We start from the raw sequence: 19,127 nt of genomic DNA, 5'->3' as shown, positions 1-19,127 counted from the left end.
CTCAAATTTATTATTGACTATTAAATATCTCCGTAAGCCTCTAGAATGCGTTTCACTAGTTTGTGCCTCACAACATCTGAACCATTTAAATGTATAATATCGATACCCTCAATATTATCCAGCAATCGTACAGCAGTTGCTAGTCCCGACTGATTCTTTCTTGGTAAATCAATCTGCGTCACGTCACCCGTAACAATGAATTTTGCTGTCGGTCCCATCCGGGTTAAAAACATTTTCAATTGCATATCGGTTGCATTCTGTGCTTCATCCAAAATCACGAAACAATTATCTAAAGTACGTCCACGCATAAAAGCTAAAGGAGCGACCTCAATGGTTCTATTCTCGAGATATCCTTTAAGTTTTTCTGCTGGAATCATATCATCAAGCGCATCGTATAAAGGGCGTAAGTAAGGGTCAACTTTTTCTTTTAGATCTCCCGGAAGAAAGCCCAAATTTTCTCCAGCTTCAACAGCCGGCCGTGTTAAGATGATACGTTTGATTTCTTTATTGCGTAATGCACGGACCGCTAAGGCAACGGCGGTGTAGGTTTTACCTGTACCTGCAGGACCTATAGCGAAAAGGATGTCATTGTTCGTGATGCTATCCACCATCTTTCTTTGATTCGGTGTACGTGCACGCACAATAATGCCATTAGGCCCAAAAACGATAGGCTCGGAACCGACACTTGCAGCTTTATCAGCAAGCATTTTTTCTTCCAGTACAGCAGATCCCGAAGTTGTCTGCATCAGGTTTTCCAAATCCATTAAAGAAAGTTTATTGTACTTTTCCAAATGGTTGATAACATCGTCAAAGGAATTTTTGAAAGATTCAAGTTGCTTTTCATCACCCAATACCTTCATCTCATTACCCCTAGCTACAATTCTCAATTTTGGATACTGTTTTTTTATGTAGTCAAAGTGCTCATTCTGAGCGCCCCAAAGTATCGCTAAATTGATAGCATCCAATGTAATTTGTAATTCGTTCAAATCATTCAATTTAAGGTGAATTATTTCCATATTGGCCTGTTACCTACAAACATCAACCAATATCCAAAAATACAGTATTAATATCAATTTTAGCATCAGAATATGCAACAAAAATAAAAAAAAGAGTTCATTTTTTATTTTTATATTGGTGGATATCAAGATTAAAAACATCCAACTCAAATCGATCGGATCGAATATGTACATTCTATTTATTTTTATCAGAAGACATTACGTACTTTTGCGTACCTTTTCTTTTTTTTGAGTTAATTTTACTTTAATTTTGAGGATTAAGTTTATATATTAAAACCTTAACAAAAAGAATTCTAGGGTATATCATAAAGGGTAATTAAGAAGAATGGGAGTTATTACATTAACAACAGATTTAGGACATAAAGATTTCTATCAAGCAGCACTTAAAGGCAGTTTGATATCGGAACTTCCGGATGTTCGAATTGTTGATATTACACACGAGATACCTGCCTTCAATATTCCGAGAGCAGCTTTTGTGCTGGCCAATGCTTATCATTATTTCCCAAAAAAAACAGTCCATATCATTGGAATCAACACCTTATTTCATGAAGGATCACGTTACGTGGCAATGAAGTATAATGATCACTTCTTTGTAGGTGCTGACAATGGCATCTTTAGCTTACTCTTAAATGGTGACAAACCTCAAGAACTTGTTGAACTTAATTTGATTCAGGATCTTCGATACTTACATTTTCCACTTGCTGATATTTTGACCAAATCGGCCTGTCATATCGCGAAAGGTGGTAAATTAACGGATATTGGCAATTCCATAGATCAAACCGTTGAAAAAGTTACGTTACAACCTATATATGACAATGATACCATCCGTGGTAATGTCGTCTATGTCGATGCTTTTGGAAATGCGATTACCAATATCTCCAAGGAATTATTTAACCGTGTACAAAAAGGTAGAAGCTTCACACTCTATTTTAAAAGAAATGAAACCATCACCAATTTATCATGGAACTACAATGAGGTAACGGAGGGAGAAAAACTATGTTTGTTCGGAATCAGTAATTATCTGGAGATCGCTATGAATAAAGCAAACGCAAGTCAGCTCTTAGGATTATTTGATGATGAATCTCATATCATCAGAATCGAATTCCACAATTAATAACAAAACGAGCAATTAAACTTTTATTCCTTTTTTTTGTCTTATCCAAGATTTTAAAAAAAATATCATTTGAATATGCAGTTTATAAAAAGTCTTTCTTTTCTTCTATTCTTTCTGACAGGTTTTGCTGTTAGCGCACAAAATGCAGATTCAACTTCCTTTGAGGCACAACGTATGCGTGTCAATAAACTTATTGAAGATCGTAAAGTAAAATTTGGAGAATACGATCTAAGTCTGGAAAAGAAATCAGCCATTTTTGGGCTTTTTAAATCGAAAGACGATATGCAGCGCACCATAGATATTTTAAAAAATATCGTCATCACCGACAACAATATTTTTTTGGAAACGCGTCGACTCATCAGCATCAAAGATGATGAAAAACAGAAGTTCCAGAATCTAGCTTCGGAATATGACAAACAGGTTTCTGCTTACATGGGCACCATCAATAAGTTGCAAAAAGAGAATGAGAAACTCAAAAAAGACATAGAAAACCTAGAAGGAAGTGATAATAGTTCAAATATTTTACTTTATATCGCCCTCGCTATCATAGCTGTTCTGAGTTATTTAATATACCGAAATCAAAAAATTACTAAAGGATGATAAGTGATTAATGAAGAGTAGTTACTTTTGCAGGTCTCAATATTAAATTGATTGGTGCTATGGCAAGAGGATTTAACAGCGGAAATAAGCAAGAAGAAGAACTACCAAAACCGAAACTTAATAAGGAATTATTAAAAAGAGCGGCACAAATACTAGCGTATCTAAAACCATTTAGAACCAAGTTTTTGTTAGGAATGCTTTTCTTGATACTTTCAAGTTTGGCGATGCTGACTTTCCCAGCACTTTTAGGTGCAATGATTGATGCTTCCGAAGGAAAACAAACGTACACATGGCTCCCAGCCGATGTTTTTGAAATAGGATCCATCGCTTTTGTTATCCTCACTTTTACTTCCATTGTCTCTTTTTTTAGAATTCGCTTATTTGTGGAGATTGCAGAAAAATCTCTCGCATCAATTCGCCGAGATTCATACCAGAAATTGATATCACTTCCCATGGAGTATTTTGCCAATCGTCGCGTTGGTGAACTCAACAGTAGGTTATCTGCAGATTTAGCTCAGATACAAGACACCATGACAACTACTTTAGCTGAAATCTTGAGACAGTGTATCAGCTTAGCATTTGGTGTTGCATTATTAGTTTTTGTATCACCAAAGCTAGCTTTAATGAACTTATGCATTTTGCCAGTACTCGTTGTAACAGCTATTGTATTTGGTAAATTCATCAGAAACCTATCACGTCAGGCTCAAGATAAATTGGCAGAATCTAACACCATCGTTCAAGAGACATTACAGGGAATCAGTAATGTTAAAGCTTTTGTCAATGAATATTATGAATCAAACAGATATTCCAATAAACTAGATGCTGTTGTAGGCTTAGCGGTAAAAGGTGCTACATATCGTGGTGCATTTGCTTCCTTTATCATCTTCTGTATCTTTGGTGCTGTCATTGCAGTGATCTGGTATGGTTCTACGCTAGTGTTTTTAGGAGAAATGTCTGTTGGAGATTTGACCACTTACATTCTATATTCGATGTTCGTTGCTGGATCTATGGGTAGTTTTCCAGAACTCTATGCCAATATTCAGAAAGCTCTGGGAGCAAGCGAACGCGTACTTGAAATCTTGCAGGAAGAACAGGAAAGTATCACAATCGATGAATCTTCTAAAGAGATCCGTAAACATTTTCATGGTGATCTGACTTTCAACCATGTATCTTTCTCTTATCCAAGCAGACCTGATATTAAAATATTAAAAGACATTACCTTCCATGCGAAAGCTGGACAAAAAATTGCGATCGTAGGTCCGAGTGGCATTGGTAAGTCAACTATTGCTTCTTTGGTATTGCAATTTTACAAACCTGACAGCGGAGAGATTCTATATGATGGGATGAGCAGCGCTGAGTATTTATTGTCTGACATCCGTAATCAAGTCGCCATTGTTCCACAAGATGTCTTACTTTTTGGCGGTACTATCCGTGAAAATATTGCTTATGGGCGCTTAGATGCTGATGCTGATCATATCATTACAGCTTCAAAACGTGCAAATGCACATGATTTTATTATGAATTTCCCTGAGGGCTATGATACACTGGTAGGTGAACGAGGTGTTAAATTATCCGGAGGTCAACGTCAACGTATCGCAATTGCGCGCGCTTTATTGAAAGATCCTGCGATCCTTATCTTGGATGAAGCAACATCTTCATTGGATTCCGAATCAGAAAGACAAGTACAATTAGCACTTGAAGAATTAATGAAAGGAAGAACTTCCATTATCATCGCACATCGATTGTCTACTATTGTAGACTCCGATCAAATTATGGTCATCGAAAACGGCGTGGTGTCCGAATCAGGAAATCATATCGAATTAATGAGCAAAGGTAGCGGCCTATATCATCATCTGTACTCATTGCAATCCAAACATAAGATTCAAGTGTAAAAAAATGTTAATTCATAAACCCATTTAAAACTTTTCTCTGTATCAACTGTTTAATTGGTATCATAGTTGAAAGAAGTATATTAAAAATATGAGCGATATGAAAAATAAAAATGGATTAGTTGCATTTGCGTTAATAGGTTTAGCAGCAGGTGCTGCAGCATGGTATTTATTAGGTACTGATGATGGCAAGAAACAATTAAGTCGTGCTAATGACGGAATTAAAGATCTGACTCGTTCTCTAAAAGATGTATCAAAAAGAGAAGCAAAAAGAGCTCGGAAATTAGCAAACCAGGCTTCCGAAGAACTACATGCTTTAAAAAATAAAGCTGCTGAAGGATTTGGATCATTGAAAGATAAAGCTTCTGATGAAGTGGATGCTTTAAAAAATAAAGCAAAAGAAGTAGGCAGAGAAGCATTGAATAATACCAATAGCGCTGCTCACAAATTAGCAGATCATGTTGACGATGCTGTCGATACAGCAAAAAGCAAAGTTGATAAAGCCTAAAACCTTTTAAAATTTACTTCCTCGTTGCACTATTCATTCAGCTTATTACATTTCATTTGTATCTTTGCGCTGTATGAATTTACTACAACAAGTAAAAACTTTAGTCTATAAAGATGCTATTCTAGAGTGGCGATCCAAATATGCCATCAATAGCATTTTACTATATGTAATATCTACAGTATTTGTTTGCTATCAAGCATTCAAATCTGTAGATGCTACGATATGGAACGCTTTATTTTGGATTATCATGCTCTTCGCATCGGTGAATGCCATCAATAAAAGTTTCACACAAGAAAACCAACAACGCCAACTTTATTACTACTCCATCGTAAATCCCAAAGCAGTTATACTCGCTAAAATTTTTTATAATATGTGTTTAATGGCATTCTTGGCCGTTGTTGCATATATAACCTACTCCGTAATTTTCAAAAACCCATTAGGTGATCCCGCTTTATACTTTTTTGCGGTCATCTTGGGCAGTGTCAGCTTTGCTTCTGTTTTCACTATGGTTTCGGGTATTACTTCAAAAGCTGGAAATAACAGCACCTTAATGGCTATCCTGAGTTTTCCTGTTATTATTCCGTTGCTTATCGTACTGATTAAGCTGTCACAGAATGCAATGCAGGGCATGGATAGAGCAGAAAGTTTGAATGAAATCGTCGTTTTAATTGCAATTAATATCATCACAATCACTGTTTCTTTATTGTTATTTCCTTACCTTTGGCGTGATTAATTGCACAATTACAGTTTTTAAATATTCATAAAAATGAGAAAAAGTTGGTGGAAAATTTTGGCAGTAGTCTTAATTTCATTGGTCATCATTGCAGGGCTACTAGGTCCAGTACCTGCTTTATTCCTTCTTCATGAAACCATCCGAAATATTTATTTCCATGTCCCGATGTGGTTTGCAATGCTATTCCTTTATACAATATCTGTTATCTACAGTATCAAGTACTTGAATACGGGCAAGCAAGAGTATGATTTAATGGCAGTAGAAGCTGTAAACACAGGAATTACATTTTGTTTTATGGGATTAGCGACAGGTATGCTATGGGCAAATATTACCTGGGGAGAAGCATGGCCCAATGATCCTAAATTGAATGGATCTGCAATTGCGACATTGATGTACTTGGCCTACTTGGTCTTAAGAAATGCGCTTGAAGAGGAACAGAAAAGAGCTAAAATATCCGCGGTATATAATATTTTTGCTTTTCCTATCATGATTGTTTTGCTTTATATCTTACCAAAACTGACTGATTCACTGCACCCAGGAAGCGGAGGAAATAACGCATTCAGTAGCCTGGATATGAACAATCAAATACGACCGGTATTTTATACAGCTGTCATTGGCTGGATTTTGATCGGTACTTGGATGTTTACCTTACGCTATCGCTTACGTATCATCGAACAGAAGCAAAATGAAATTAATTAATTTTTTGAAAAATCTTATTACACTTGATATGAAAAAGTTATCACTATCGATCGCTTTAGTCTTCATGACAACATTAAACATCTTTGCACAAAGCGAAATTGATATGGCGACTGGACTAAGAAGTTCAGGTAAAATATATGTGGTTGTTTTGGTTATGCTTGTTTTGTTCTTAGCTATAGCTGGTTATTTGTTTATCCTGGATAGGAAAATAACAAGATTAGAGAAGAAACAAAATCAAAAATAATTTTACAAAATAATCTTATAAAAGGCAATGCTATCATATCAAGAATGTGATGGCATTGTTGGTTTTAATCAACCTAATTCGGAATTAAATAGTAATATTGTAGAGAACAACTTGTAACAAGGCATACATGATTATCAGTCAATTTAGGAAATTCACGCCCATTAATATCGTTCTTCTTATACTTATAGGATTTTTCTTATGTTTTGGTGTATTCATTCATCTGCCCGAAAGCCTAACTCCTATCCTATTTGAGCCCGCACTGGGCAATTTACTCGGAAAGGACGGTATCAATACCTTATCACCGCAAATGAATGTGCTGGTGACATTAGGATTAACCATTATTCAAGCGACCATCCTAAATCGAATCATCGGTCATTTCAACTTATTGGGTAAACCAAGCTTTCTTGTTGCATTGATGTATTTGACTTTAGCCAGTTTGTTTTTACCATTTCTGGTTATATCACCTACCCTGATCTGTAATTTCATATCCGTTTGGATGCTGAGCAAATTATTAAGCCTATACCGCCAGCAAGATATCAAGGCGCTAATGTTTGACCTGGGCATGATCGTAGCAATTGGTAGCTTGATTTACTTCCCTTTCATCATCATGTTTCTTTTGCTTTGGATCAGTCTTATTATTTTCAGACCATTTAACTGGAGAGAATGGATTTCACCGTTGTTGGGTTTTGCAACCATCTATTTTATTCTTGCAGTAATCTACCTCTGGTTAGGGAGATTTAAGGATTTCTATAGCATCTGGCTACCGCTGACGAAAACATTTCCAACGACAGTAACGATGGAAATTCATGATTACTTTGTACTTATACCCATCTTATTTAATTTGATACTTTTTCTCATCATTCTAAAAGATAATTTTTTTAAGAGCGTAGTACATATTCGAAAATCATTTCAGCTCTTATTTTTCATGTTGTTATTAGCAGTTGGTTCCTTTTATTGGAACAAGCAAATAACCGAAACGCACTTTCTACTATGCGCTCCTCCATTGGCAATTTATATGGCTTATTATTTCACACATGCAAAGAAAAAATGGCTTTTTGAGAGTGTATATGCAATCATTATTTTAACAATACTGTATTTTCAGTTTTTCTAAAATTTTAACTATCAGGAGTTTAACCTTTTTTAACAAAATCAACTCTACAAGGTCGCAAAAATTAAATAGTTTTGTATGCTGATAGGATCATCTTAAAATATAAATTTGAACAGATTTTTAACCCGTTATACCGATCTTTTCGCATATTTTTAGAATCTTTGAAACACAAAACTTTAATATATTATTTATATAAAATAAAAGTTTCGCAACTTTAATCTATAATCATGCAGAAACGCTTTTTAAGCTCCATTACAAGTAAAGTACCTCAAGTGTTATTGACTTTAGGCTTATTATACAGCTCGTCAGCAGCATTTGCGCAGAAGTCGACGTCTGCATCACCTTATTCACAATTTGGCTTGGGTCAAATGCGAGAAGATCTACTACCTCAACATCGCGCGATGGGTGGCTTATCCACGGGTGTCCGTTACTTCGGTTCAGTTTATAATACTAATCCTAGTAATCCAGCTTCATACTCTGCCGCTCAATTCAGTACTTTTGATGCTGGTCTATATGGAAATTTCACGCAATTGAGTTCGAAAAATAAGTCGGATAATACAGCAGATTTTGCTTTCAGTCATATCACAATGACTTTCCCAATGAAAAAAGCGGGGGGTATCAGTATCGGTCTTTTACCATACTCAGATTTAGGTTACAACTCAAACAGTACACAAAAAATAGATACTGTTAATTACAGAAAAACATTTACTGGAGAAGGTGGGTTAACAAAAGCTTATTTCGGATACGGTGTCAATATCACCAAGAATTTCAGTGTCGGAGCTAATATTTCTTACTTATTTGGTACGTTAAATGATTTTAGCCGACTTGAATTACCATTTAATTATGGTCTGAACGTACAACAACAAGATAAACGTGAAATCCAAGGCGTAAGCTTTGACTACGGGGCTCAATATTACAAAACAATCAATAAAGAATATTCTATAACAGTTGGTTATTCGGGATCATTGAATAATGCAATCCATGACCGTACAACATCATTTGTGACACGTACGCTACCCTCAAACAATAGTGACGACACAAACATCGCTTTGGATACAGTAAGTCAAACTGACCGAACAAGAAGAGATTTAAACCTTCCATTAAAACATAATGTCGGTATTACTTTTGCCAGAACAAACCGTTGGTTGGTAGGTGCAGAATTTAAATATGCAGACTGGTCTAAATTTCAGGTAAGAAAAGGCGAAGAAAACTTAAAAACAAATTATGGTTTTGCAATCGGTGGACAAATCACACCAGATCCAACTTCTTTTAAATACACAAGCTTAATGGATTACCGTATCGGCTTCCGTTATAACAGAACGCAATACTTCATCAACAAACAGGATATCAATGATATGGCTATTACCTTTGGGGTTGGCCTTCCATTAGCAAGAAATCCTTATTCAGGTGCATTTTCTAAAATCAATATCTCTGCAGAACTTGGACAAATGGGAACCATGAACAATAGCCTGATCAGAGAGAGATACGTCAACTTGAATGTTGGTTTTACTTTAAATGACCGTTGGTTTAGAAGAAACTCCATTGATTAATCAAGAGACTGATATGGCAACATATACAATTGCCTCAAAAAAGCATTATACATTGCCTCTACTGCTCCTCATTGCAGTAGGGGCAATCTTCTTTACAGCTTGTGAACCCGATTTAAAAGAAGTAGATCGGATCGCTAATCTTAAAAAAGAAGAAGCCGTTGATATCTCTCGTCACGTGGACGTCATCTATAGCGATTCAACGATCGTAAAAGCACGGATGACAGCTCCTGAAATGCGCATTAAACATGATAGTACGCAAGTGTATGAATTTCCTAAAGGCATCCAGATCATATTCTATGATAAAGATGTTAAAGAAACACAACGTATTATCTCGGATTATGCCATTCAGCATGAAGCGGCTAAAACAACAACTTTCAAAAAGAATGTTGTCGTAACGATGGCAGACGGGTCAATCATTAAAACAGATGAAATCATCTACGATGAAGGCAAAGAATCTTTCTATAATAATATGCCTATAACGGCCTATTTCAAAGATAATAGAGGTAACCTGCAGGGATCTTCCTTTACTTCTGATAAGGATTTTAAAAAAATAAACATTCAAAATTCAACAGGTGTCATGCTGGTAAAAGACAATAGTATGTTCCCTTCATTTGGCCAATAAAATTTGTTCAAAACAAATTTGAATGAAATAAGTTTCCCTTAATCAGAAATAATTACTCTTTTTTTTATAAAAATTGTATCTTGCACCGCATTTAGGCATACTATTTCCTAAATAATGGTATTTTAAGTATTTAAACAATAATAAACACAATAAACAGACTATGGGATTAATGAGCTTTTTGCGCAACCGAGCTGGTTTCATTTTAACTGGAGCTATGGCTGTGGCAATTCTAGCATTTTTATTAGGAGATGTTGTCAAATCTGGAACTCCGTTTTGGGCTAAAAACCAAAATCGCGTAGCAGAAATAAATGGAGAGAAAATCGATTTCCAAGAATTCAACCAACAAGTTGATCAAACAGCAGAAATGTTTAAGCAACAAATGGGTGGTAACTTGACTCCTCAAATGAAATCATATGCTGTACAACAGGTATGGAATCAATTGTTGCAAAAAGAAATCCTAAAAAGCGAAATTGAAAAAATCGGCTTAGAGGTTGGTAAGAATGAATTAAATGATTTAGTAACTGGTAACCGCCCTTCTAATCAAATCGTTCAAGCTTTTACTGATCCACAGACAGGTCAATTTAATCGTAACCAATTGTTAACATTCATTTCACAATTAAACACTGCAGGTAATCCTCAGGCGGCACAACAGTGGGAAATGTTATTAGCAGCTGTAAAGGAAGAACGTTTGAACAATAAATACTCAAGCTTATTAAACAACAGTGTTTATGTTACATCTTTAGAAGCTAATGATGAATATCAACAACGCAATAAATTAGCAAATTTCAAATATGTATTATTGGATTATGCTGGCGTTAAGGATAGTGAAATTAAAATCACGGATGCTGACTATCAAGCATATTACGATGAGCATAAAAACTCATTTAAAAATCAAGAAGAAACTCGCTCTATCGAGTATGTTGTTGTAGATGCACGTCCTACTGCAAAAGATATCGATTATGCAAAAGAGACCATCAATAGATTGAAAACTGAATTAGCAGCTTCAACAAACGATTCTTTATTTGCTTCGATCAACTCCGACAATAAATACCCTTACACTTTTGTTAAAAAAGGTCAATTAAGCCCAGCATTGGATTCAGTACTTTTCAATGTTCCGGCTGGAACTATTGTTGGTCCTTACGAATCTAACGGTTTATTTGAAATTGCTAAAGTAGCACAAACTACTGTTGGACCTGACTCCGTAAAAGCTAGTCACATTTTATTGAATGCAACTGCTGAAGGTGGTGTTCAGAAAGCATTAGCAAAAGCAGACTCAATCAAAGGTTTATTAGCGAAAGGAGAAAGCTTCTCTTCACTAGCTGTCCAATTCAGTACTGACCAAGGTAGTAAAGTAAATGGCGGCGAACTTGGAACATTCCCTCGTGGACAAATGGTTCCTGTTTTTGATAACGCTGTATTCAATGGAAAAACAGGTGATATTAAAATTGTGGAATCACAATTTGGTGTACATATCATCAAAATCGAGAATCAAATTGGCTCTGCAAAATATGTTAAAGCTGCCATCGTAGATAAAGCGATAATCAGTGGTAAAGAAACACTAAACACGGCACATAGCAAAGCAAATGCTTTCTTAACTGCAGCTACAGCACAAAACTTTGCTCAAGAAGCTCAAAAATTAGGATTGAAAGCAACTACAGCAACTCGTGTTTTAGCAATGGACAATACATTGGACGGTAATGAAGCTCCAAGAGAATTGATCAAATGGGCATTCGAAGCTAAAAAAGATGATATTTCTGATCGTGTATTTGAAACAGAACAATCGTATATATTAGCACGTCTTGTAGATGTACAACCTAAAGGTATCCTGCCTTTAGCAACTGTGAAAAAAGATATTGAGCCTGCTGTAAAAAATGCAGTTAAAGCGAAACTATTGACAGAGAAAATGAATGCTGCTTTAAGCGGTGCTGGATCTCTTGATCAGGTAGGACAGAAATTAGGTAAAACTCCAGTAGCGGTTGAAAATATCGTATTGGCAAATCCAGTTATCCCTGGAGTTTCTTTAGAAAACAAAGTGGTAGGTACTGTATTTGGTTTACAACCTAACAAGCCATCTAAAGCAATTGAAGGTGCACAAGGTGTATACGCTGTTCAAGTGAATGGCTTTGTTAACCCTGCTGCGATTCCTGATTTAAATGCTCAGAAAAAACAAATTTTAGCCGGAAAACTGCAACGTTCTTGGGCTTCAATTTTCAAAGCTTTACAAGATAAATCAGAAATCACTGACAATCGCGTGAAATTCTTTTAAGATAATTTTAATTAACTTTGTAGCCGGACGAGTATATCGTCCGGCTTTTTTATTATTTGATATGGATATTCAAACCGACATTGTAAATAAAGTTACTCAGAGTGGTATTATCACTGTAGATCTTGCGAAGTTCAAGCCAACAGGTGAACTTGTTGAATATGATATTAAAGACAATCTATTTCATGGCCTGATCTTGAAAGAGAAAGACTTTAGAGATTTTATAAAAACACATGACTGGTCAGCATATGCGGGCAAACATGTCGCAATTACATGTTCGACTGATGCTATTGTCCAGACATGGGCATATATGCTCTTAGCGACCAAATTAGAACCATTTGCAAAGACTGTTGTATTTGGAGATCTTGTTGAACTAGAACGTATACTATACGCCCAAACTATAGCCGAAATTGACATGTCTGAATATACAGATCAACGCGTAGTTGTAAAAGGATGTGGAGATATCAAAATTCCAGAATCGGCTTTCGTTCAGTTCACAACTGCCTTGGCAAAAGTTGCGAAAAGTATCATGTATGGAGAACCTTGTTCTACTGTTCCTGTCTTTAAACGTAAATAGCGGTATTCGTAATTTCAAAATATTTTTGTATTCTTACGTATATGAAAAAGCTAGTCTCGTTAATACTCTTAGTGCTCAGTTTCTGCGGTCAGATATTTGCTCAAGAACTTCCTCATTTGAAAGAATCCGCTTTTAAAGGCGGAGAAAAATTAGAGTACAAATTAAAGTATGGTTTTCTATCTGCGGCAACTGGCCTATTGACGGTAACAGATACTAAATCAGGTAGCGGGGCACCTGCATTTCGGTTATATGCAACTGGGAAAACTGCCGGAGCATTTGCTTTATATACAGTAAAGAACGAATACAACTCCTATATAGATGGTAAGACTTATCTTCCTTATTATTACACTGAAAACATCAGAGAAGGAGGCTACAGAAGGAATGATAAGGTTACTTTCGACCAAAAGACAAGATCAGTAAGCGGAAACAAAGGAGACTTTAAAAGTGTAGTATCTCAAACATTTGATTTACTATCAGCATACTATTTTGCGCGCAATTTGGACCTTTCGTCTGTCAAGCCAGGAGAGTCATTTAAATTGACTTATTTCTTAAACGACGAAATCGCCACATTAGGCATTAAATATATTGGTGTAGAAACCATAAAAACAGATTTAGGATCTTTAGAATGTCTTAAATTCAGTCCTGAAATAAAGCCAGGTCGAATTTTCAAGAAAAACAGTAAGTTATATCTTTGGGTAACCAATGATGGGAATCGTATCCCAGTAAAAGCTAACGTAGACATTTTAATTGGTTCTGTGACATTAGAACTCTTAAAAGCCGAAGGCTTGAGACATAAACTCGGACAGCGTGCGAGTTATTCAAAATAAAAAAATATCATGATAGAAGTAGGAAATGTATTAGTGCACGAAGATTTGATTAACAATGATTTCGTATGCAATCTTTCCAAATGCAAAGGCATTTGCTGTATAGAAGGAGATTCCGGCGCTCCATTAAAACAAAATGAGCTGGCCATACTTGCGGAGATATATCCAAAAGTGAAACCTTACATGACAGCTAAGGGTATAGAAGCCATAGAAGATCAAGGTACACATGTGATTGATATGGACGGAGATTTAACAACCCCATGTGTCGATGGCAATAAAGAATGTGCATATGTTACCTGGGAAAATGGTATCACAAAATGTGCCATTGAGAAAGCATATGAGCTTGGAGATATCAACTGGAAAAAGCCAATTTCCTGTCACCTATACCCTATCCGTACGACAAATTATCCTGAATTTGATGTGCTTCATTACGACAGATGGCACATCTGCAAAGATGCATGTACTTTTGGAAAAGAACTACAGGTTCCCGTATACAAGTTTCTAAAAGACCCGTTGATTCGGGAATATGGTGACGAATGGTACCAAAAATTAGAGAATGCGGTAGATTCATTATAATCTATTGCTTATATTTATAGACATTTAAGGAGATTATAGTGGTTTTTAACCATCTTGCATGCTGAAATTAAAAGAAATACAACGTCCCATCCTCAAGGAATTGGCAACTTTTGAAACTGAATTTAAAGCTTCAATGAAAAGCTCAATTCCTCTATTAGATCGTATTACAGGATATATTGTGAAAACCAAAGGAAAACAGATGCGTCCAATGTTTGTTTTCTTTTCGGCAGGCCTGTGCAACGGTATAAAAGAATCCACCTATCGTGGCGCTTCCTTAGTTGAGTTGCTTCATACAGCGTCATTGGTCCATGATGATGTTGTAGATAATGCAAATGAACGAAGAGGTTTCTTTTCTGTGAACGCACTCTGGAAAAATAAAGTATCCGTTCTAGTCGGAGATTTTTTACTTTCCAAAGGATTACTTCTTTCAGTAAAGCATCATGAATACGACTTACTGAAAATTGTTTCAGAGGCCGTTGAACAAATGAGTGAAGGTGAATTATTACAGATTGAAAAAGCGCGGAAACTGGATATCGAAGAATCAATCTATTTTGAAGTCATCCGTCAGAAGACAGCTTCATTGATTGCTTCCTGTTGTGCTTGTGGAGCATCATCTTCGGGTGCCGATGCGGCGACCGTTCAGAAACTACATGCATTTGGCGAAAAAATCGGTATCGCTTTTCAGATAAAAGATGATTTATTTGATTTTGGAGTCGACGATGTGGGCAAGCCACTCGGTAATGATATCAAAGAGAAAAAAATGACTCTACCACTAATATATGCATTGAGTCAAGCGGATAAATCAGAAAAAAGAAGAATCATCAATCTGGTAAAAAACCATAATGATGACAATAAAAAAGTAGCAGAAGTCATCGCGTTTGTAAGACAAAGTGGTGGATTGGAATATGCAACAGAAAAAATGTTGGATTACCAAAAAGATGCTTTTAAAATATTAGATGAATTTCCTGATAATGAATATAAAACAGGGTTACTACAACTTGTCAAATTTACAACTGAAAGAAAAAAATAGAAAATGAGTCACGAGATCATGTTTTTTGGAGGATTTTTAATCTTCATTATTTTAATGTTAGCAATCGATTTAGGAGTGTTTTCAAAAGGAGACAAAACTGTATCCCTAAAAAGTGCCGCCATCATGAGTATAATCTGGGTATTATTAGCATTAGGCTTCTACTGGGTATTACGTCACTATGGCCATGAATTACACAACATTCAAGATCTAGATCATCTGCAACAAGTCATCAAAGCTCATCTGCATGACGTTAAAATCATACCTGGAGATCTGGAAGGAAGTATTGCGTTATACAATAATAACCTAGCTCTAGAATTTATAACAGGCTATGTAGTAGAATATGCCCTATCTGTCGATAATATCTTCGTTATGGTGCTCTTATTTTCATCTTTTGGTATTCCAGAACGTTACTACCATAAAGTATTGGTATGGGGCGTAATTGGAGCTGTATTAATGCGTTTCATATTCATCTTCTTAGGAGCAGCATTGATTACAAAATTCGGGTGGATCTTATACATCTTCGGTGGATTCTTATTGATTACCGGTATTAAGATGTTCTTAAATAGAAATCAAGAGGAAGAAGTAGATCCACAAAACCATCCTGTGGTAAAATTTGCATCTAAATATTTTAAGGTAACGCCTAAATTAGATGGTGGTCACTTTTTCCATATTGAAAATGGTGTCAAATATATGACACCTTTATTCTTGGTTCTGTTGGTCATTGAATTTACCGATTTAATTTTTGCTGTAGATTCTATTCCAGCGATCTTCTCGGTAACAAAAGATGCATACGTCGTATTTTTCTCAAATATCTTCGCGGTATTAGGATTGCGTTCTATGTTCTTCTTATTGGTTAATATCATTCACAAATTCCATTACTTGAAGGTAGGATTAGCATTTTTACTAATTTTCATTGGATTAAAAATGTTACTGCATCACTGGTTGGTACAAATTGGTTTTTCAACATCACATTCATTGATTATTATCGTCAGTATTTTGGTGATCAGTGTCGTCGCGTCATTGGTATTTCCTAAAAAACCAGATCTCAAAATAGAAAAATAATAAAAAACGGGGCTTTAAAAGCCCCGTTTTTTTGTTAAGCACAATTTTATTACAATCAAATTGTAAGAATGTCATGATGGTAAATGAATTTATTTTTAATTTAGCATCATAAAATCATTAACTTTTAAAAAATGAATTGGAATAAATCACTCGTATTGGCAGCATCACTATTTGCAGCTTCATTACAAGTAGTACAGGCTCAGGATAATTTAATCAATGCCTTAAAAACAAATCAAAATGATAACAGTAAGGCTGGCTTCACTTTTACCGAAATCATTAATCTAAAAAATACTTCGATCAAAAACCAAGGTTCTTCCGGTACTTGCTGGTCATATTCTGGGAATTCATTCCTCGAGTCTGAAATGATCCGTATGGGAAAAGAACCTGTAGAAATTTCACAGATTTTCTCTGCTCGTAATACTTATTTAGGAAAAGCAAAAAACTACGTGCGTTTACACGGCGGATTATCTTTAGGCGAAGGTGGACAATTTCATGATGTTTTAAATGCGTTCCGCCACTATGGTGCTTTGCCACAAACAGAGTACACAGGCCTACACTATGGATCTGATAAAAACAACTTTGGTGAAATGACCAATATGTTGGATGCCATGTTAGCTACTTTTGTAAAAAGCAAAACGTTAACTCCAAACTGGGAAAAAGCATACACTGCAGCAATGGATTCGTACCTAGGTGAAGTCCCTAAAAACTTCCAATACAAAGGTAAAAGCTATACACCACGTACATTTGCTGATCAAGTAATTGGTATCAACCCGGATGAATATGTCGGTATTGCCTCTGTTACAGATCAACCTTACTACAATAAATTTGTATTATTGATTCCTGATAACTGGTCATTTGATAATTTTTATAATGTTCAAATCAATGACCTAACTGATATCATTGATAATGCATTGAATAATGGTTATACAGTAGCTTGGGCAACAGATGTTTCTGAGAAAAGCTTTAGTTGGAAAAATGGTGTGGCTTATGTCCCTGCAAAACCATTCGAGCAAATGACTCCACAAGAACAACAAGAAATGTTTGTTGGACCAAAACCTGAGGCTAAAATTACAGCTGAACAAAGACAGACTGCTTTCGACAACTACCAAACAACTGATGATCACGGTATGCACATCGTTGGATTAGCCAAAGATCAAACAGGTAAAGAGTATTATATCGTTAAAAACTCTTGGGGTGTTACAAACGATTATAAAGGTTACTTGTATGTAACAAAAGAGTTTGTTCGTTACAAAACAACATCACTTTTAGTTCATAAAGACGGAATTCAAAAAGGTTTAAAGTCCAAAATGAAGATCTAGGCTTATAAAAAGCACCATTCTACAAATAGGTTACAGAAATAAATTTCTGTAACCTATTTTTTTTACAATTTTATTACATAACTTTAATTTCAAGAAATGATTAAGTGAGCAACTTCTTAGAGACTGGTTATGAAAAAGATATTATTATTCCTCCTTATTTTACCCTTTGCCGTTATAGGTCAAGAAAAAGGAATAACATTTGAGCACGGATTGAACTGGAGCCAAATTAAAGAAAAAGCAAAAAAAGAAAACAAATTTATCTTTGTGGATTTGTTTACTACCTGGTGCGGTCCTTGTAAATACATGAGTGCTACTGTATTTCCACAAACAAAAGTGGGAGATTTCTTCAATTCTAAATTTGTTAATACTAAAATCCAAATGGATAAAACGGACAAGGACAGTGAAGAAGTAAAAGCATGGTATGAAGAAGCCGAACGGTTCGGTAAAGACTACAAAATTGCCGCATATCCTACCTTTTTAATTTTCAATCCTCAAGGTGAACTTGTGCACCGTATGGTCGGAGGTGGCGATGCTGATGAATTTATTGAGCGGAGTAAAGATGCTTTAAAACCTGAAACACAGTATTACGCCCTGTTAAAAGCGTTTAACGAGAATCCAACAGATTTATCCTTAGCGCACCGTATGGTTAGAGCTGCGAACACAGCTTATGATGAAGCTACTGTGACACAAGCTGAAGATATCATTATCTCCCATACCAAACCTGAAAATTTAACGAAAGAATGTGCAGCCTATCTCGTGGCAAACACACGCACATCCCGATCTAAAGCTTTCGAGCTACTACGGGATAATCCTGAAAAAATTGATGCTTTATTAGAAAAAAATGGCGCAGCAAATCGTGTACTTGCCACTGTGGCCATCAATGAAGTATTAGGAACTAAAATTGATTTCAATACAGAACCTAATTGGGAAGCTTTAAAATCAGAAATTTCCGACAAATACACAAATATCAATTTTGACCCAATCTTCAAATTGATGAAGGCACAGTATTATGTACAATCGCGTAATTGGTCTTCTTTAACAAATATTGTTGACAGCTATTTAACATCAGAAGATCTAAATTCAAATCAATTAAATAGTTATGCTTGGGAAATTTTTGAAAATAGTACCGATGCGGCGTGTTTAGACGCAGCTTTAAAATGGAGCAAAAGAGCTGTAGAGCAAGATGTAAAAAGTGCATATTTAGACACTTATGCCAATTTATTGTATAAAAAAGGAGATAAGATAAATGCTATAAAATGGCAAGAAGAAGCATTATCTCTGGCGACAGAAGGCGAACAAGATAACTATCAGGATACACTAGCTAAAATGAAAAGCGATATCCCAACCTGGAATTTATAATACTCTTGAACATAATTATTAAATAGAAAAAGGG

19 protein-coding genes are annotated in these 19,127 nt (G+C 35.6%); 18 read left to right on the top strand and 1 reads right to left on the bottom strand.

The genetic code is table 11. From position 1 onward, the window contains the following. Positions 1-20: 20 nt before the first annotated feature. Positions 21-986, bottom strand: a complete 966-nt coding sequence (locus tag ACFS6I_RS04565) for a PhoH family protein (RefSeq protein ID WP_132772558.1) — start codon at positions 984-986, stop codon at positions 21-23. 355 nt (positions 987-1,341) lie between these two features. On the opposite strand from ACFS6I_RS04565, the gene ACFS6I_RS04560 reads away from it, so the two are divergent. The 18 genes from ACFS6I_RS04560 (at position 1,342) to ACFS6I_RS04475 (ending at position 19,093) form a co-directional block, all read left to right on the top strand. Beyond that, the gene (locus ACFS6I_RS04560; RefSeq protein WP_380918467.1) at positions 1,342-2,130 is read left to right on the top strand and encodes an SAM hydrolase/SAM-dependent halogenase family protein; all 789 of its coding nucleotides are present in this window, start codon (positions 1,342-1,344) and stop codon (positions 2,128-2,130) included. A 75-nt stretch (positions 2,131-2,205) separates the two neighbouring features. After that, positions 2,206-2,730, top strand: a complete 525-nt coding sequence (locus ACFS6I_RS04555; RefSeq protein WP_380918465.1) for a hypothetical protein — start codon at positions 2,206-2,208, stop codon at positions 2,728-2,730. Between the two features lie 59 nt (positions 2,731-2,789). Continuing rightward, the gene (locus tag ACFS6I_RS04550; protein WP_380918463.1) at positions 2,790-4,622 is read left to right on the top strand and encodes an ABC transporter ATP-binding protein; all 1,833 of its coding nucleotides are present in this window, start codon (positions 2,790-2,792) and stop codon (positions 4,620-4,622) included. A 97-nt stretch (positions 4,623-4,719) separates the two neighbouring features. Then, positions 4,720-5,127 carry a hypothetical protein gene (locus tag ACFS6I_RS04545; RefSeq protein ID WP_031287862.1) on the top strand — a complete coding sequence of 136 codons (408 nt, stop codon included), beginning with the start codon at positions 4,720-4,722 and terminating at the stop codon, positions 5,125-5,127. Between the two features lie 73 nt (positions 5,128-5,200). Beyond that, positions 5,201-5,860: a heme exporter protein CcmB gene (locus tag ACFS6I_RS04540; RefSeq protein ID WP_183916122.1), complete on the top strand. Its 660-nt coding sequence runs from the start codon at positions 5,201-5,203 to the stop codon at positions 5,858-5,860. Between the two features lie 33 nt (positions 5,861-5,893). Then, positions 5,894-6,559, top strand: a complete 666-nt coding sequence (gene ccsA / locus ACFS6I_RS04535; RefSeq protein ID WP_183916124.1) for a cytochrome c biogenesis protein — start codon at positions 5,894-5,896, stop codon at positions 6,557-6,559. After that, positions 6,546-6,803, top strand: coding sequence for a CcmD family protein (locus ACFS6I_RS04530; protein ID WP_380918461.1), 258 nt, complete (start codon positions 6,546-6,548; stop codon positions 6,801-6,803). The genes ccsA and ACFS6I_RS04530 overlap by 14 nt, the downstream gene beginning before the upstream one ends. 127 nt (positions 6,804-6,930) lie before the next feature. After that, positions 6,931-7,914, top strand: a complete 984-nt coding sequence (locus tag ACFS6I_RS04525) for a DUF6427 family protein (protein ID WP_380918459.1) — start codon at positions 6,931-6,933, stop codon at positions 7,912-7,914. 224 nt (positions 7,915-8,138) lie between these two features. Next, complete coding sequence (locus tag ACFS6I_RS04520) at positions 8,139-9,461, top strand: hypothetical protein (protein WP_183916129.1); 1,323 nt, start codon at positions 8,139-8,141, stop codon at positions 9,459-9,461. 13 nt (positions 9,462-9,474) lie between these two features. After that, positions 9,475-10,083 (top strand): LPS export ABC transporter periplasmic protein LptC, encoded by a 609-nt coding sequence (gene lptC, locus ACFS6I_RS04515; protein WP_183916131.1) that lies wholly within the window; start codon positions 9,475-9,477, stop codon positions 10,081-10,083. Positions 10,084-10,243: 160 nt separating this feature from the next. Next, the gene (locus ACFS6I_RS04510) at positions 10,244-12,349 is read left to right on the top strand and encodes a peptidylprolyl isomerase (protein ID WP_380918456.1); all 2,106 of its coding nucleotides are present in this window, start codon (positions 10,244-10,246) and stop codon (positions 12,347-12,349) included. Between the two features lie 61 nt (positions 12,350-12,410). Continuing rightward, positions 12,411-12,923: a DUF2480 family protein gene (locus ACFS6I_RS04505; RefSeq protein ID WP_380918454.1), complete on the top strand. Its 513-nt coding sequence runs from the start codon at positions 12,411-12,413 to the stop codon at positions 12,921-12,923. Between the two features lie 41 nt (positions 12,924-12,964). Then, positions 12,965-13,750, top strand: coding sequence for a DUF3108 domain-containing protein (locus ACFS6I_RS04500; RefSeq protein ID WP_380918452.1), 786 nt, complete (start codon positions 12,965-12,967; stop codon positions 13,748-13,750). 9 nt (positions 13,751-13,759) lie between these two features. Next, positions 13,760-14,323 carry a DUF3109 family protein gene (locus ACFS6I_RS04495; RefSeq protein WP_132772496.1) on the top strand — a complete coding sequence of 188 codons (564 nt, stop codon included), beginning with the start codon at positions 13,760-13,762 and terminating at the stop codon, positions 14,321-14,323. A gap of 58 nt (positions 14,324-14,381) precedes the next feature. Beyond that, on the top strand, positions 14,382-15,353 hold the full coding sequence (locus tag ACFS6I_RS04490; protein ID WP_132772498.1) for a polyprenyl synthetase family protein: 972 nt from the start codon (positions 14,382-14,384) through the stop codon (positions 15,351-15,353). 3 nt (positions 15,354-15,356) lie between these two features. Further along, positions 15,357-16,415, top strand: a complete 1,059-nt coding sequence (locus ACFS6I_RS04485; RefSeq protein WP_380918449.1) for a TerC/Alx family metal homeostasis membrane protein — start codon at positions 15,357-15,359, stop codon at positions 16,413-16,415. A 131-nt stretch (positions 16,416-16,546) separates the two neighbouring features. Next, positions 16,547-17,734, top strand: coding sequence for a C1 family peptidase (locus ACFS6I_RS04480; RefSeq protein WP_132772500.1), 1,188 nt, complete (start codon positions 16,547-16,549; stop codon positions 17,732-17,734). 129 nt (positions 17,735-17,863) lie between these two features. Beyond that, on the top strand, positions 17,864-19,093 hold the full coding sequence (locus ACFS6I_RS04475; RefSeq protein ID WP_380918447.1) for a thioredoxin family protein: 1,230 nt from the start codon (positions 17,864-17,866) through the stop codon (positions 19,091-19,093). The last annotated feature ends 34 nt before the right edge of the window (positions 19,094-19,127 follow it).

Origin of the sequence: Sphingobacterium anhuiense, from assembly GCF_042686355.1 — a bacterium.
GTDB lineage: Bacteria > Bacteroidota > Bacteroidia > Sphingobacteriales > Sphingobacteriaceae > Sphingobacterium > Sphingobacterium anhuiense.
This window is presented reverse-complemented; position numbering and strand designations above follow the sequence as displayed.